The organism is uncultured Fibrobacter sp., from assembly GCF_947166265.1.
GTDB lineage: Bacteria > Fibrobacterota > Fibrobacteria > Fibrobacterales > Fibrobacteraceae > Fibrobacter.
This window is the reverse complement of the sequence record NZ_CAMVDO010000007.1, coordinates 44,009-59,848: the sequence shown is the minus strand read 5'-3', so window position 1 is coordinate 59,848 and position 15,840 is coordinate 44,009. Positions and strand designations below refer to the sequence as shown.

At 46.2% G+C, this 15,840-nt stretch carries 11 protein-coding genes; 1 reads left to right on the top strand and 10 read right to left on the bottom strand.

The features are described from left to right. Position 1: 1 nt before the first annotated feature. From Q0W37_RS05390 to Q0W37_RS05355, 8 genes are all read right to left on the bottom strand, one after another. The gene (locus tag Q0W37_RS05390) at positions 2–3,634 is read right to left on the bottom strand and encodes a hypothetical protein (RefSeq protein WP_297699509.1); all 3,633 of its coding nucleotides are present in this window, start codon (positions 3,632–3,634) and stop codon (positions 2–4) included. 27 nt (positions 3,635–3,661) lie between these two features. Next, a complete protein-coding gene (locus Q0W37_RS05385; protein ID WP_367186245.1) occupies positions 3,662–4,561 on the bottom strand; it encodes a S8 family serine peptidase in 900 nt (299 codons plus the stop codon). A gap of 30 nt (positions 4,562–4,591) precedes the next feature. Further along, positions 4,592–5,353, bottom strand: a complete 762-nt coding sequence (locus Q0W37_RS05380) for a hypothetical protein (RefSeq protein WP_297699505.1) — start codon at positions 5,351–5,353, stop codon at positions 4,592–4,594. Positions 5,354–5,357: 4 nt separating this feature from the next. Continuing rightward, positions 5,358–6,002, bottom strand: coding sequence for a hypothetical protein (locus tag Q0W37_RS05375; protein WP_297699504.1), 645 nt, complete (start codon positions 6,000–6,002; stop codon positions 5,358–5,360). Continuing rightward, on the bottom strand, positions 5,992–6,828 hold the full coding sequence (locus Q0W37_RS05370) for a TIGR02147 family protein (RefSeq protein ID WP_297699648.1): 837 nt from the start codon (positions 6,826–6,828) through the stop codon (positions 5,992–5,994). Before Q0W37_RS05370 ends, Q0W37_RS05375 begins: the two co-directional genes overlap by 11 nt. Positions 6,829–7,152: 324 nt before the next feature. Continuing rightward, on the bottom strand, positions 7,153–10,719 hold the full coding sequence (gene smc, locus Q0W37_RS05365) for a chromosome segregation protein SMC (protein ID WP_297699502.1): 3,567 nt from the start codon (positions 10,717–10,719) through the stop codon (positions 7,153–7,155). Positions 10,720–10,900: 181 nt separating this feature from the next. Continuing rightward, positions 10,901–11,269, bottom strand: coding sequence for a hypothetical protein (locus Q0W37_RS05360; protein ID WP_297699500.1), 369 nt, complete (start codon positions 11,267–11,269; stop codon positions 10,901–10,903). Beyond that, the gene (locus Q0W37_RS05355; protein WP_297699498.1) at positions 11,269–12,495 is read right to left on the bottom strand and encodes a hypothetical protein; all 1,227 of its coding nucleotides are present in this window, start codon (positions 12,493–12,495) and stop codon (positions 11,269–11,271) included. Before Q0W37_RS05355 ends, Q0W37_RS05360 begins: the two co-directional genes overlap by 1 nt. Before the next feature lie 164 nt (positions 12,496–12,659). On the opposite strand from Q0W37_RS05355, the gene Q0W37_RS05350 reads away from it, so the two are divergent. After that, the gene (locus Q0W37_RS05350) at positions 12,660–13,535 is read left to right on the top strand and encodes a hypothetical protein (protein WP_297699497.1); all 876 of its coding nucleotides are present in this window, start codon (positions 12,660–12,662) and stop codon (positions 13,533–13,535) included. Positions 13,536–13,566: 31 nt separating this feature from the next. Here Q0W37_RS05350 and Q0W37_RS05345 read toward each other — a convergent pair whose 3' ends face one another. Together Q0W37_RS05345 and Q0W37_RS05340 are read right to left on the bottom strand one after the other, a co-directional pair. Continuing rightward, positions 13,567–14,157 (bottom strand): inorganic diphosphatase, encoded by a 591-nt coding sequence (locus tag Q0W37_RS05345; protein WP_297699495.1) that lies wholly within the window; start codon positions 14,155–14,157, stop codon positions 13,567–13,569. 174 nt (positions 14,158–14,331) lie between these two features. Next, on the bottom strand, positions 14,332–15,756 hold the full coding sequence (locus Q0W37_RS05340) for a BamA/TamA family outer membrane protein (protein ID WP_297699493.1): 1,425 nt from the start codon (positions 15,754–15,756) through the stop codon (positions 14,332–14,334). Positions 15,757–15,840 lie beyond the last annotated feature (84 nt).

The window sequence follows — 15,840 nt, the reverse complement described above, 5'->3', positions numbered from 1 at the left end:
ATTAGAAGTTCCATACATATTGAATATTCAAGAAATCAGAAAATTCATATGTCATACACTCTTCGACAGAAGGGATTTTTCCAAAGATTATATTTTCTTGAGAATCAAGCAATGCGATTCCACAAACAATTTTGTCAAAAGAACTCCAATCGGTCAAATGAAGACCAATATTCCCTTCGACAACAGACTTATTCGGGTAAAGCATGTATGTATCAAAAAACATATCTAATTCCCAAACATTTTTATCTACGTTCTTAAGGCTTGGCTTAGACACAGGCGTAAACCAATCATCAGTTGGAACGTAAAGTGACTTTTCTTCGGGAACGCGAAACCAAAGTTTAGCATGGTAATTATTCAAAGCTACAGTCCCCGTATTCTTAACAGTGACTTGAGGTTTAAACGCATTATTTTCCCATGGAGCAGAATCTCTCCAAGATAAGATACCCTTCGGTGACGCAATTACACCATCATCTCTACTTTTGAACATTGGAGGTTCTTGTCCCCATAAAATATGACCACTTACGTCATAGACAACAATTTTCTTATTGTTTTGGGGGAAGCCAATATTATAATCCGCAGACCAATCATCAAGATGGTCAAAGTCTGTCCAATCGTTATAATGTACACGGATTTGCCATCCATCCAAACTTGGAAATACAGACTTAGCCTTCAATACAGAATCAGTTGCATCCAGAACAAAACGCCATTGGTCTCCACCAAGATTTTCCAAAACAACAGGAATTTTCGGATAATCAACCTCAACCTCAGGATTCCTTGCAGGATCCGCCGTAAAATAATAAGCAACCTTGAAACCCATAATATCCTTATCTGTTGAATTAGCCACAAGTATTCTAGGTCTTGATGTATTAGATTCATACCCACTACGTGCTTCGCGATGCATGATAAATACATCTTTATTTTTTTTCCAAGCGGTTGGTGAAACAGGAGCAACTTGAGAATTCAAATTGCTAGCAGTACCTGAGCCAACAATGACCTTTGGCAGCACAGCACCTTCATCGGCAATAATGGAGAAGGATATTTGCGATGACATATTAGGCATAAAATAGTCTTTAAAGAATGTCTTGCCAGATTGATTATCAAAGCTAACTGTAAAAACAGACCCTTTCCTCTGAAGACGCGGGTTGGTCGCAATGTCGGATGACAACACCACGTCATGCTGTAAATTTCCTTTTGCATCAGTGTAATTTATATAGGAACCCACGCCATGTTCATATACAGCTTCCAAATAGTTAACACCATCAGAAACACGAGAACCTTGTTTACCAACGGTAAGATAGAATGGAGACAAATCAAAATCTCCAGCCAAGCCAACGGAACCATCTTCCAAATATATCAATTCTACACCAGCCCTTTCAGCAAGTAATTCATCACAATATAGATGCAATGCACAAGCAATATCTAGTCCCTGTCGAGCAGACGCAGCCATTTCGCCCATTTTCAAATCCAGATGAGTGACCGTTTCCCATGGAGCCAACGCATCATGGAATTCAAATTTGCGAGGCACTTTCAGCTCAGGTATGGTACTGCTAGTTATCCCCAATTCTGCGCTTTCATACTTTTGACTATTTGATTCCACAATTAAATCACTATTTGCAAGCCAATCATTTACCAAGCTATTTAAAATACTTACCAAATCCATATCCAAATCAACATCGTCAATATCGACTGTGCTATACACTAAACTTTCATAATCACTCGATTTTGATTCTAGATACGATTCAAGGGATACACATGCAGCCTTTGAATCGTCATCGTCTAATTCAGGACAGGAAATTTTCAAATTTTCAGCAATAGATTCTAGGGCTGCAGAGACAACGACTTTAGTATTCCCCGAATACAGTGGCACAATTTCAAGATTATCTCCATTTGGTTTCTTTGGATAAGATTCCCCATTTTTTCCATAATTCAGATTTTGCATAAAGTCACTTTCACTATAAAGATGCTTTCCAATATTTCTTGTATAGTTAGCCTGTTCTCGTGAATCAGCAAGCGGATCTTTTTCCATAATATCAACATCAAAACTACCTGGACCAAGCGGATCAACATTCAACGAAATCGTATAGGGGCCAAGATAAGGGCCTTTCATTTTTACATCATAATCAGATAATGCTATAGCAGCAGTAGTGTGCCAACCAAGAAAAGAATTAACGGCCAAGAGCCCCAAATCAGTCAACCAATCTGTATAATCAAGACTAACCTTGATATTTGCCAAACTATGTTCTTCAGGATTATTCAAATCATCCACTATTTTGCCCAAACCGGGATACCTCTCAATGGATTTAGAGTTGTCTGCTGCGGTAGCCGCTCCCAAATGGGGGGTATCAACAGTAACAACACGCCTAATATGATTTGCAGGGTTTTCTGGTCCAGAAGAGGCTCCATTTGTCCGAAGTCCTCGAAGCATTTCTCGGACAATGAGCCCACCCTGACTATGTGCAACGATATCAACAGTCACCTCTGAAGTTTTCCGCCAATTAATGGGTGAACTTCCAAAAAAATCATCTAGAATTTCTTCTAATTTTTGATATAACTTCCTAGACTGAGAGTTTTTTGCATCTGCATTATCCCAATTTAGCGGAGCTTCTTCCCATTTTTTTTCATCATTGATTTTTCCCGGAGCTTGAAAAAAATATATTCCATCACTATTAATATTATCATCCGTAACATAAACATTTTGGTTACGAGCTATAATATCAGGACCTGAACCAGAACTATAATTCTTCACCATTCCCTTTTGAAAAACACTATTGGTTCTTAAGAGAGCTTCTTTGTAATTATTAAACTTTTTCTTTAATTCATCTGTACAAGTTTTTTTTTGCAATAGTCGCATTTCAAGGGATGGCACAAAAATATCATCGCATAAAGAAGGCCACATTTCCGCGCAGGTTGCATCATTTTTGCACAAAGAATCAGCATCAACCGCGGATGTCACGCCCCAAGATTTATAATCATCACCCAAACCATGTACAAATAAAATTGGAGTTGAAATTTTTTTCTTTGGGTCTCCCATATATTTCCATTCTGGATACGCAACTTTCTGCTTAACCCATTGTTCTTTCAGTGATTTTTCATCAAAAGCCTCTTCATAATCTGAATATGTACGACCATTATATTCAGAGCAAGACTCTTCAAACGTTCCATCATTTTTCAAGCAAGAAAGATCCCTTTCTATCCAGCCATGCTCCCACGCCTTAAATTTTTCTTTTATATCATCATTACTCCCTATCATGGGATCTTTTTCTTTATAAGAATCACTAAAGAGATAATAAGTTCCTTCATATTTCAGTTTATTTTGACATGTTACATGATACGTAACACGTACAACACTTGCCACACAAAAAAAGTGACCATTAGTAAAATAATCCACAAAATCATCCTTATCATCATAATAATATTTTACAGAATCAGCAACCGATACAACCTCAAAATTTTTCACTTCTCCACAATCAACATAAGGCAAAAAAGTTTGATCATAAGGTTCCACCCATTTATCAGCTTTCTCGTTTATATTAGACGGATAAGGTATAAAATCCTTAAAGGCATTGTCATAATCATCATCTGCAAAAGCTATAATCGACATAAACGTAAATAAGTAAAAAAAGATTTTTTTCATTTTTCGTTTTCCCTGTATTTTTAATCTTTACTCAAACCACAGATTATAGCCAAGAGCAACCTTGCCAACACCTGAATTTGCAAAACGCTTTATCCTAATTTTTAAATCGCTATTCGATTTTGCGGTAAAATCAACAACTTCAAATGGATTTTTTGCACTAGCAGAAGAGGCTATCGTAGTTCCATCTTGCACCACATACAAATCAATATCCTGCGAAACAGTTTTGTTCTGATTGACATAACTTCCTGGAACAAGCCAAGATATTGCAATGCGATATCGCTTATCCTTAACAATTCCCGATTCAGTAAAAACTATAGAATCTCCAGAAAAGCAACACGAATTGCTACCCCGCCAATATCTTGAGCGAGTGTTCCAAGCAAGATTTTTATACAATGGAATTCCCTTTGCAGCCTTGCTATTGTTATCTTGATCATAAGATGTTGCATTACCAATAGCCTTGGTACTTCCCGTAATCAACAGCGCCTTAGCCATTTCAGGACGATGTTTAAAAAACGGATGCTGGTGCAAAACATCCGCCATAACACCTGCGGCAAATGCGGCAGCAGCACTCGTGCCACGCATTACACCATTGTATGTTTCGCCATTGTCATCAGAGAAATGAGGGTCGTTCGGAAAAGAGAAATAATCGTATGTTGCTATTTCCGGTTTTTGATTCTTTATTTGAGAGTTTTTCCAACGAGAAAATGACTCATAATTATTAGAAAAAGGATAAACACCACCAACCGTAACAGCATTAAGGGCCTTACCCGAACTAGTCACATAGAATGTTCCCGAAGATGAATTTTGATTTCCTGCAGAAACAAAAGACGTAATATCATTTGAATAGATAAAATTATCTAAAGCCAAATCTTTTGCACCATACGAGGAATCGGCATTTCCAGAATACGAATGAAACCCTATTTCCACTTGCGGATTTAAGGACGCTATATTTGGAGACTAGCCCTGAGCATACTGAAACAAAACTGCATTCGGAGCTGTTGTCTGGAAAATACGTACTAAGGATGTCGCATGACTTGTAACACCATTGGAACACGAACTATTTTGAACAAAATGAGTGGTATTGATAACCGATGATTTAGGACATCCATTTTCGGCAATATAAACGCCTATTCCGTCACCATTGTAACCGTTGGAAAAAGCCCATGTCGAGACCGTTGTCGTATCAAGAATTTTTGTATAGACGGCGGCATCTTCCGCATCTGTAATTTCGCTGATATAGATGGGCTCAGGCCCTTGCAGCAAAGATTTTATCTCTTCTGCCGTAAGCGAAACCACATAGTTAGGAACATGGGTTGCTCCATTTTTCTCAATACTGTTAAAATAATTTTCCTCTGAAACAGGATTTCCATTCAGCCAATACCGAGGAACACCATTTTCAAAACGGTACTCTGCAAAAACGGTTTGTTCACCCATTTCAGGAACACTTAAGGATACAACCTGAACGTTCATTTTAGCTTGTCGCGGAACAGACAATTTGGAATTTGTAAACCGATTCCAGCGATTTTTTCTGCCCAAAACATCATAACCCACAGAAGCCGAATCCATGCCCAAGTCCAGACTTTTTGAAGATTCAAGAAACTCCTGAACTTTGGGCGAAACAGAACTGTGGGGTTCATACGGAGGCAAGTATGAAACTTTTTCCTCACTAGTCCAAGCCAATGAAGAAACCAATAACAAACCAAACACCAGTCTTTTCATTTCACTATTTTTCCAAGCACCAATTTTTCATTTTTTCTGCAAAATCTTCCAAAATGTCACCAGCATTACCAACAAGGGGGCCTTTGGAAGAGGTACACGTCAAATGCAATCCATTTTCATCGCATTTTACCCAATGGCGGTACAGAACCCCGCCCTCATTTTCACAGAATGTTTCAAAATCAGAAAGATCTTTTTCACAGCGAGCCTTATCAAAATAAATGTTGTCTAACTTTTCATGGGCAACAACATCCTTACCACCTGACGTTAAAAAGAAAGTACGTCCAAACTCGCCCACGTTTTGTACGCTTATTTGAGATTGCGCTCCAAATTCTTCCTGATAAACATTGATATAGCAGTACAAGTACGGGTCATCTTCTGCATAGGCGAAGTAATTTTCCCTTTCGCTATGAAAATGGATTTCATACCAATATGCAACAGAGTCAATTTTATGATTGCCGACACCCGAAGGCTCTGCCTCGGCAAACACTTTTGTAGAATCTACATGATGTTCCTTGATATCATTTTCTGCGATGGTATTTTCATCGACGGTTCCACCAGAAGCCACTTTTTCTGAACAGGCTAAAAGCGTATGCGACAGCATACAAATAGTCAACGAAGCAAGGAAACCATCAAACACCTTACTTTTCATTTTCTGCACCTTCTATTTTTTGAGTCAACGGGAAAAGCTGTAGATTCAGTCGCAAGACTTGTTCCGTCTTGCCATCATTCAGAATGATATTCTGAACTTCTTCGCGACATTTACGCAAGGCATCTACAATCTTACCATAAGCATCGTTTGACACACCCATGGTTATTCCCGAAACAAAACGTTCTTCCGCGGAAAAACGGTCAATTGCATCTACGGCAAAATTCGCCATCTGTCTATTCATGGAACGGACAGCCAACGAAAGCGATTGCGTTTCACCCGCCAAAATTTTATCCGTCTGCGTATATGTCGATTCACCCGTCTTCTTAAGGATTCCCGCTTCGATCTGAAAGTCAATGGACTCCTTTACCTCCCTAGCGGACACCTCATGAATACATTTTTTCGCTATTTCCTTGGGCATCGCCCCAGGCATAGCAGGAGCCAGCTCGCGAACCACCGGATGCACCCATGAATCATAGTACTTAAATGATTCCGCACCGATATGGTGCACCTTATTCGCTTTCGCTATGGACTGCATTTCGGCAAAGGCAAATCGTTTCTTTTCATCAGTTTTTGCCTGCGCATACATGACCATGCTAAAGAAATAGTCTCGTTCGACACCAACAAAACCAAAGGCGTCAGCCACCTTGATGGTGGCCTTTTTCCCGAGATTCGCCTTTCCTTCGCAAACCTGCTTCATAAATACAGGCGACGTAAACCCGCACATTTTTGAATAATCACGCCAAGAAAAAGCCGAAGTACGCTTTTTCCAGTCATAAAAATCCTGTAAAAAACGTCTAAAATCCTGATATTGCAAAATACGATTCATCGCGCGAAATTTAACAAACGCACATTTTCCCGTCAATAAAATTGATACATAAAATCGTTTTTTTTTTATTTTAAGCATATTTTTATTCAAATTTTACAAAATTCAAAAATTTGAATACACTTTTAATACGGAATTGACAAACTCAACACCATACGCAAAAGGGAGATGCCGCATCGAGTGCGGCATGACAATCCTGTATACAGTCAATCAAATTTACCGAGTCTACTCAGGATCCTTCGGCCACGATTTTCGAGGCCCCCGCATGCACTTTGTCCCTTCGGCAAGCTCAAGGACCTTACAAGGTTGCTGAAATGACACAACTAATTAAATCGCGAACTTGGTGGCGTCGGCGAGCTGCACGCTAGCGATGCGAGAAATACCCTTGATTTCCTGAGTCACACCGTAGAGCATGTCGGCTTCGGCCATGGTACGCTTGTTATGCGTCACCACGATGAACAAGGTCTGCTTGCTGAATTCGCGGAGCAGCGCCATGAAGCGGCCCACGTTAGCGTCATCCAACGGGCCGTCGACTTCGTCCAGCACGCAGTACGGCGACGGCTTTTCCATGTAAATGGCGAACAGCAAGGCCGTTGCAGTCAGGGCGTGTTCACCACCGGAAAGCGCCTTGATACCGCGCATCTTCTTACCCGTGGGGCGCACGTTGATTTCGATGTCGGCGTCGAGGATATCCATGGGTTTGCCCATTTCGTCCACCTTTTCGACAAGGCTCATCTTGGTTTCGCCATTCAGGAACAGCTTACTGAACACGAACTGGAAGTTTTTCTGAATACGCGCAAACGTATCGAGGTAACGGCTGCGGGCAATGTCGTCGAGCTTGGTGATGGTGCGGTCCAGCGAGGCGCGGGCGCGATCCAAGTCGTCGAACTGCGCTTCGACTTCCAAAAGGCGCTTCTTTTCGTCTTCGTAGTCTTCCATCACGTTCACATTGATGGGGCCTAGTTCCTTAATCTTTCCGCGGAGTTCGCGGATTTCACGGTCGGCTTCGGGCTGGCTGTATTCCACACGCTCGATGTCATCGGGGTTCGCCAAATCCACGCTGTATTCGTTGGTGATGCGTTCGGTGAGGCGGTCGAGGTTTGCCTGCAAGGCTTCCTGCCTGCGGCCCACATCGTTCAATTCCTTCATCTTCTCGATCATGTCGTCGCGGAGGCGGTTGACTTCGCTGCGCCATTCTTCGAGGTCGCCCGACACAAGTTCGTACTTTTCGCGGGCCAAGTCGCGCTGGTTTTCCAGTTCGCGCAAGGCTGAATCCTTGCTCTGCACCTGGTCAGCGACTCCCCTGCCGTCTTCCTCGTTCTTCTGGATGGCGGCCAGGTTCTTTTCCATTTCTTCTTTACGCGTACGGACCGCATTTTCCAAGAAATCCACCTGTTCGGCGATGTAATTCAAGCGGTTCGTATTTTGCGTGAGCTTTGCAGTCTTGTCTTGAGCGCTGCGTTCCAATTCGCGAACATCTTCTTCCTTTTCGCGGAAGAGCGTATCCTGTTCGCTCAGCTCATCATTCACGCGGGAATATTCTTCTTCGATCTTTTCGAGAGAAGCCTGGGCGTCCATGAGTTCCTGGTCGCTGTTCTTGGAGGCTTCCGCCGCCTGAATCTTGGATTCGGCGTTCTGCATTTCGCCCTGCAACTGCGCAAGTCTGCGGTCACAACCGGCGATAATGTTATTCTGGATCGAAATGCCGGCGTTACCGCCGCGTTTCATATCTTCTTTTTCGCGGATTTCGTCGACTAACGAGGCTAGCATCTGCGTGTCTTCGTCGACCAAATCCTGCAAGCGGCCAATTTCTTCTTCGGCCTGAGCCACTTCGAGGTTCACGCCTTCCAACAGGCTGTTCGCCTCGGCAATTTCGTTCTTGCGGCTGAGCGTACCAGACGTTGCCGTACCACTGCTCATGAGGCCGCTCGTACGTACGATGCCTTCGGGAGCCACAAAGCAAAGGTCTTCACCGCGCATGGTTCGCGCAAGGCGCACCGCGGTCGAGAGCGAATCTACGACAAAATAACGAGAAAGCAGCGCCTTGAGCCAGCCTGCAATCTGTTCGTCGGCACTCACGTAGTCCTTGAGACAACCCGTTACACCGTCGCCCCCTTCCTTCGCCATAAACGTGCCGGAATAGGGTTCTGCACCGGCACCCACCAGCGCGAGCACCGCCTTGCCTACGTTTTCGCCCTTCATGGCATCCACCGCGGCAATCGCGGCATCGTCCGAGGATACGACCACGGCATCCATCAAGTCACCAAGGGCGGCCTCCACCTGAGCGGCATATTCGGGAGCAGCTTCGATACGTTCCGACAGGAGCCCGCCCACCAGGTCCGCCTTATGCTCCATGAGCCAGCGGCTAGCGTCGGTGCCCTCGTTGGCAACGCTCTGTAAAACGTCGATTCGAGAGGTGAGCCTTGCCACCTCGTTCTTCAGTTCCTGCAGTTTCTTCTGGGCTTCGAGCAAGTCGGCGCGTTCGGCATCGAGCCTTTCTTCGCGCGTCGAGCGTTGTTCGGTAAGGCGTTCCAGGTCGGCATCGGCGGCTTCGAGGCCCGCATTGATGTCGGCAAGCGCAGATTCGGCATTCGCCTTCTGCGACTGCACCTGTTCCATTTCAGCACGCCACTTGGAGAGGTTCGCCTGCAACAGCCCCGATTCGGCATCCATACGCTCGAAACGACTCTTGAGGGAGTTCACCTGGTTCGTCTTCTGCAAGCGTTCGTTCGCAAGTTCCCTTGACTGGGTACGCAGGTCATCCACCTTATCGCGCATGACCTGCAAAATTTCGCGTTCACGCTCCAGCAGCGCGTTCATTTCGTCCACGTCGCTGTCGGAACTGAGCACCGCATTTTCTTCTTCGAGGCGGGCGCGTTCAGAGAGAAGTTCCTGCACCTTGCCCGTGTTGCGGTCAATTTCTTCCTGGGACTTTTCGTTCGCGGCTTCCAAGTTCGAAATCACGTCGCGAATACGGCCCATGCTGTTGTTCAAGTCGTTGAGTTCGATAGTCGCCTTCTGCACCTCGCGTTCCAAGTCGCGGTAGGCGTTTTCGTCTTCGGCAATCAACAGTTTCTTTTCGTCAATCTTTGCCTGCAACACCGTCGCATTCGTCTTCGAATTTTCCACATCGTGGTTCAGACGGCGGGTCGCGGTATCGAGGGTCGCGAGGCCCTCTTTCATATCTTCAAACTTGTCGATACTGACCGAGAGGTCCAGTTCACGCAGACGCTTGCTGAGTCGCTTGAACTCGTTCACCTTTTCGGCCTGAGTTTCGTACAGCTTTACGGAACGGCGCACACTACGCAGGTTGTCTTCCACGCGTTCCATATCCATCTGAACGCGTTCCAGCTGGCGGCGGGTTTCCTTACGCTGCTGCTTGTACTTGCTCACGCCGGCGGCTTCTTCGAACAGCACGCGGCGGTCGTCGGCCTTGTCAGAAAGAACCGCCTTGATCATATCGGCGTTCATCTGCGAATAGGTACTAGAACCGAGGCCCGAGTCAAAAAGCAGGGCATGCACGTCGCGCAGGCGGCATTCCTGGTTGTTGATCAGGTATTCACCCGAACCGTCACGATGTACGCGGCGGGTCACAATCACTTCGGAATATTCGGAATTGAGCGTTCCATCGCTGTTATCGATCACAATGGAAACTTCGGCAAGGCTCATGGCGGCACGTTCTTCGGTACCGCTAAAAATCACGTCCTGCATCTTGCTCATACGCAAGGATGCTGCCTTCTGTTCACCCAGAACCCAGCGGATAGCGTCGGTAATATTCGACTTACCGCACCCGTTCGGACCCACCACGGCGGTGAGACCCTTTGTCGGGAAGTTGATTTCGGTCCTCTGGGCGAAGGACTTGAATCCAAAAATCTTTAACTTTGTAATCTGCACTGAAACTTAATTTAGTAAAGTAAACAGTAGTAAGTAGGCTGTAGACCGAGGTTTGTGATTAGGAAACTGTTATGGATCCCCTCCTGTTGGTCGAGGATGACGCAACTACTCACGTCATTCTGGAACGAGCGTAGTGAGAGACGGAATCCAGGGCTTAATTTGACAGCAGATAGAGGAAAATTTACTTGAATTCGTAGTGAAGGAATCCGTCCTTGTCATCCGTAAAAATGACATATTCGCTACCGCCATCGAACCTTATTTCGTCAATGGGATAAGCCCCCGTCGTCGTTTTGATTTGAATTTGGAACAATCCCACCAAATCCTCTTCGTAAACGCGACTCTTTTCACCGGGAGCAATCGTATCTGTAACCCACTGCCAAGTCCGGGTTCCATCTTCCGAGATAACATCTATCCCGACAATCGTACGGCTCGACTGGTTTTCCACCTGAAGCCTTGTCGTCGAATCAACAAACCAATGCGAAAGGCAGCCCGAAAGCGCAAGACTGCACACCACCAGCGCCACCAATACAAACAAGTTCTTCATTTTCATTAGAAACCTCCTTCAGCGCTGCCCGAAGCCCCGTTTGAAGACGTCCCCGACTTTTCGTAGCGGATTCCCTTCGCTTCGAGAACTTTCGGTTCCTCGCCGTGCTTTTCGTTTAGAGGAGTCAATTCACTATGCTTGGGTGCAACAGAACGATCCAGTTCCTTGATAATGCTAGTTTCTAGCGGAGCACTCTGCGTTCCGCCTCGATTGAACAACAAGCCATCAATGGTCGCCAGGTTGAACTTGAATTCAATCAGCAACGTCCCCTTCGCACCAAAGAAGTTTTCGTAATCGTATGCGGCATTATACGCGATTCGAGCAAAGAGCAAATCGACAGCCCCACCCCAAAGCAAATCGTCAGAACCGTCATACAGACGCCTACGCAAGCAGGTCGCCTCGAAACCGATCATGCGAGACGGATCCGGATAAAACTTGAGGGCCGCACTATGAAACTCCGCATCCGGCAAATCATAAGCCACCTCGGCATAAAGTTGCTGGCCGTAAAGATTCTGCTCCCAGATCACCCGCATCGAATCGACGTCGTTTTCGGAATCGGTATTATACATCGTCAAAGAAACATTCGGTAAATACGTCAATATTCCCGACTTTCTTCCTCCATAAACAGCCCGGCTTTCCAAATCCAGCGAAAAACGGAACAGACGCCAATCGGTACGGAAGAAATTCGCCTGCGCACTCAGCTTACTCACGCGCAAATGAGCCCAGCTATAAAGTAGCGAATCGTCTTCATGCGGATAAACATGTCCAACATGTTCCATATTCTGATGTTGCATACCCGCAGCCAGAGTCCAGTCCAGATTAGAATCCGTAAACGAGAAACCCCAAGTCACCACGGAACGCTGTATCGAAAAGTCGCTATACTTCGGGAACAAGAAAAAATCCTCGTTATCCCAACCGGAGCGGTCAAACCAAAGTAGTGCACCCAATTGCTTTCCGCGAGCAACATCTCCGGCACCATATCCTGCAAAATGATGATTATACGCGTAGCCCTGATGTTCACCGTAAGGACTCTGCAAAGGAGTCTGCGAACGCATCGGCAAATAGTAGAAGCCCAAGTCGACAAAGCCACCGCGTCCCCCTCGCATAATATCGCGAATTTCAGTCAAATGACGGTCACGAGTAACAGCACCGTCTTTAGCTAAGGCAGAAGGCTCAATACCATCGGCAAAAGCAAATCCGACAAGCACAAGCAAAATCAAAAAGGACTTCAAAACAAACTGCATAGTGGAAATGTAGTAAAAAGTTGGTAGAGGTTTGTTGGCCCTTCGGCAGGCTCAGGGACCTTATTCTAAGCTCTAAATTCTAAACTCCATAGCATTTTTCGATTTGCTAGCTATAAATCTAGGCTATAGCTCTTATTACTATATTTGGCGGCATGAACGAACAGGAAAAGGCATTGATCAAGGCGTGGAGCAGCCATCCACGCGAATGGGAAAACAACACCTGGGTATACCCGGTCATTAGCCGCCGTGCAGGCGGTCTTTCGCTCGGCGTGAACTTAAACCCCGACCATCACTGTTCCTTTTCTTGCGCCTACTGCCAAAGCGGCCCGCAAGAAGGCCACAAGCGTATCCCCGTCGATATCGATGCCGTTGAACGCGAACTTCGAGACTTTCTCGACACCTACGAATCCGGCGACTTTTTCAGGTGCAAAGCCTACGAAAACGTTCCCGAACAGAACAAGCTTTTAAAGGACATCTGCCTATCGGGCGACGGTGAATCGACAATCGTCAAGGAATTCCCCGAAGTCTGCCGCCGCATGCGTGAAATCCAAAAGGAATACGCCCCTAAACTCGGCGACTTTAAATTGCGGCTTATCACGAACGCAAGCCACATCGAAGCGGAAGCTGTCCAACAGGGACTTTCGCAACTGCTCGAAGGCAACGGAGAAATCTGGGCGAAACTCGACGCCGGTACCGAAGAATGGTTCAAGAAAATGAACCGTTCTCCCTTGCACCTCGAAAAGATTACAGATAACTTAGCGAGCGCCATCAAGCGTTATCCGCTCTGCATCCAGACCATGCTCTGCAACTTGCAGGGCGAAATTCCAAGCGATGCAGAAATCGAGCGCTACATCGAAAAATTGTCCGCCATTTACACGGCAAATCCCGCAAACTTGGTCGAAATCCAGCTTTACACGGTTATCCGCGATCCCCTGCTCAAGGGTGTCGAGGCGCTCCCCAAGGAATTCCTCGAAAGCGTAAAAACAAAAATCACCAGCGTACTGCCGGTGAAAGTAAGATGTTTCTAAAGATTCTCGCCTTCGCGAGAATGACAATGCACTAAATCAATTCATCGGGCGGGAGGTGATCCACGCTTTCCGGTTCCTGGTAGCAAGTTTCAGGCACCTGCACCTGCATCTGGAAATAGGCCTTGTGGGCAGCAATCACCTTTTCGCGGGCGAAAGCGGCGTCCTGCCATTCACCAATCTGCACATCCTTGCCTTCCAGTTCCTTGTAGTTCTGGAAGAAGTTACGTGTAATACGCAAGAACATCTGGTCCACATCAGTAATGTCCTTGATCGGGCGCGGATTGAAAACCGGAACACCCAGAACCTTGTAGTCCTTGCGGCCACCGTCAGTCATGTCGAGTGCACCAATTACGCGACAGGTGCAAACCGTACCCGTCTGCATCGAAGCGGGGCTATAAATCAGCATATCGATAGCGTCACCGTCATCGGCCTTGGTACTCGGAATAAAGCCATAAGTACAGGGATAACTCATCGAGCTAAGCAAGCAGCGGTCCAGGCGGAACACATGCAGACGTTCATCATATTCATACTTGAGGTTGGTGTCCTTGCCGATTTCCACGACGCAATCCACTTCAAACGGGTACTTGCGACCAATCGGAAGATCCAGATAATTAATAGCCATTTATACTCCAAAGGCTCACCATTGAGCCCATTTCATTCTTTTTTTATTACAATACGTCAAATTTAACATTTATTTACAAAATAGTCAAGAGATTTCATCACTAGATCCTTCGACTTTGCAATTTCATTGCTCCGCTCAGGATGACACAATAATTCTTCATTTTTCATTATTAAGTTATCTGCTGCGCCAACGTGATGACGTAACTTTATCAAAGAGTCCGAAATAGAACGCGGGTTCACCCCTATCTGGCCTATAGCCCACTTCAAAGCGGATGCGGTCTAGTGCCGGAATCACCAGATGCAGGCCTCCATAGACAGCGCCCTCGTAATCGTCCCAGCCGGGCCGTCCGCTATCCCACAAGAGGCTTCCGTCAAAGCCAGCCACCAGTTGCACGCCATAGAAGAAGTTGACCCCCATGACACTGGCCGCGTGGCGTTCCATCAGCACAAAACGTTCCTCAAGCGTCAGCAAAACCTCGTGGACTCCTAGACGTACCGAATCGGCGCCGTCCTCTTTTCCGCCAAGCGCACTGCCGCCACGTCCGCGGAAAGTATTCGGGCCACCGTGATAGTAATAATCGTAGAATTTCACATCACCCGGACGGTAACGGGCAAGTGCAGTCGCTCCGGTCACAAACCGGCTTAAAGTCCAATAGGCGCGGGCATCCGTCAAAAGCTCCCAGTAATTTTCGCCTCCCATTCCCTCGCAGTTTTCGCCATCAGACACATCGCAACCGGAATCCTGATTGTTTCCTGCGCCTACATGAGTCAGCATATATTCGTAGTAGACGCCCCTACGGGTATCGAGCTTACTGTCGCGGAAATCGAACGCAAAGCCCAAGCCGAACTCTGGCAAGAAAGCGGCTTCCTTTAGCACACGACCGGCAACCGTTCCCAGAAGAGAAAGGTGCGGCAACATTTCGTAATCCAGGTCAAGGTCCACAAGCCAGCTATCATCCTGATAGCCATGGATGTCATCGTAGCTGTCGGTACGCAGGAACTCAAAATTCCAGCCAAGTGGAAAGCCGAACAGGTATGGCGAACTCACATAGAACGCGTACTCATTATTTTTGAGAAACGGATCCGTCGAAGTGCGATACTGCACCTCGGCACGGATATCTTCGCCAAGGACGTTGAGATTCGCGAGTGCAAGACCGATCATCAACCCGTCACGGTCAGTTTCCTTCCCTGCCGGAGACGGAATCCAGCGGAAAATTTCCTTGAAAGAATAGGTTACATACGAGAGACGAGAGACGAAAGACGAAAGAGAGTCTTCGCGAGGCGAATCCGAAGAATTCAAATTGGCATTACATGACACCGTGATTTCGGTGAACAGGTCCAGGTCCTGCAGGCGGCGTTTTTCAGCCTCGAACTTTTCAGCGGAGAACGGCTCCCCCACACGGTTCAACAGTTCTCGCTCTACCACGCGGGGTTTCGTATGTTCCAGTCCTTCAAACGAAATAGCAGAAATTAACGTACCTTCGGCGCAGCTCGACGGTGACGTGGAATTTCGCGGAACAACAGTCGAATCACCGAGTTCGGCAAATGCAATAGCCGTAAACGCAAGCAGGCTGAGGAATGTAGTTTTCAGGCAGGGCATTAACACAAATGTAGAATTAAAAAGATTCCTGCCGGAGTTTACCCGCACTTGATGCGGGGCGGAATGACAAAAATAGGGGGCGGA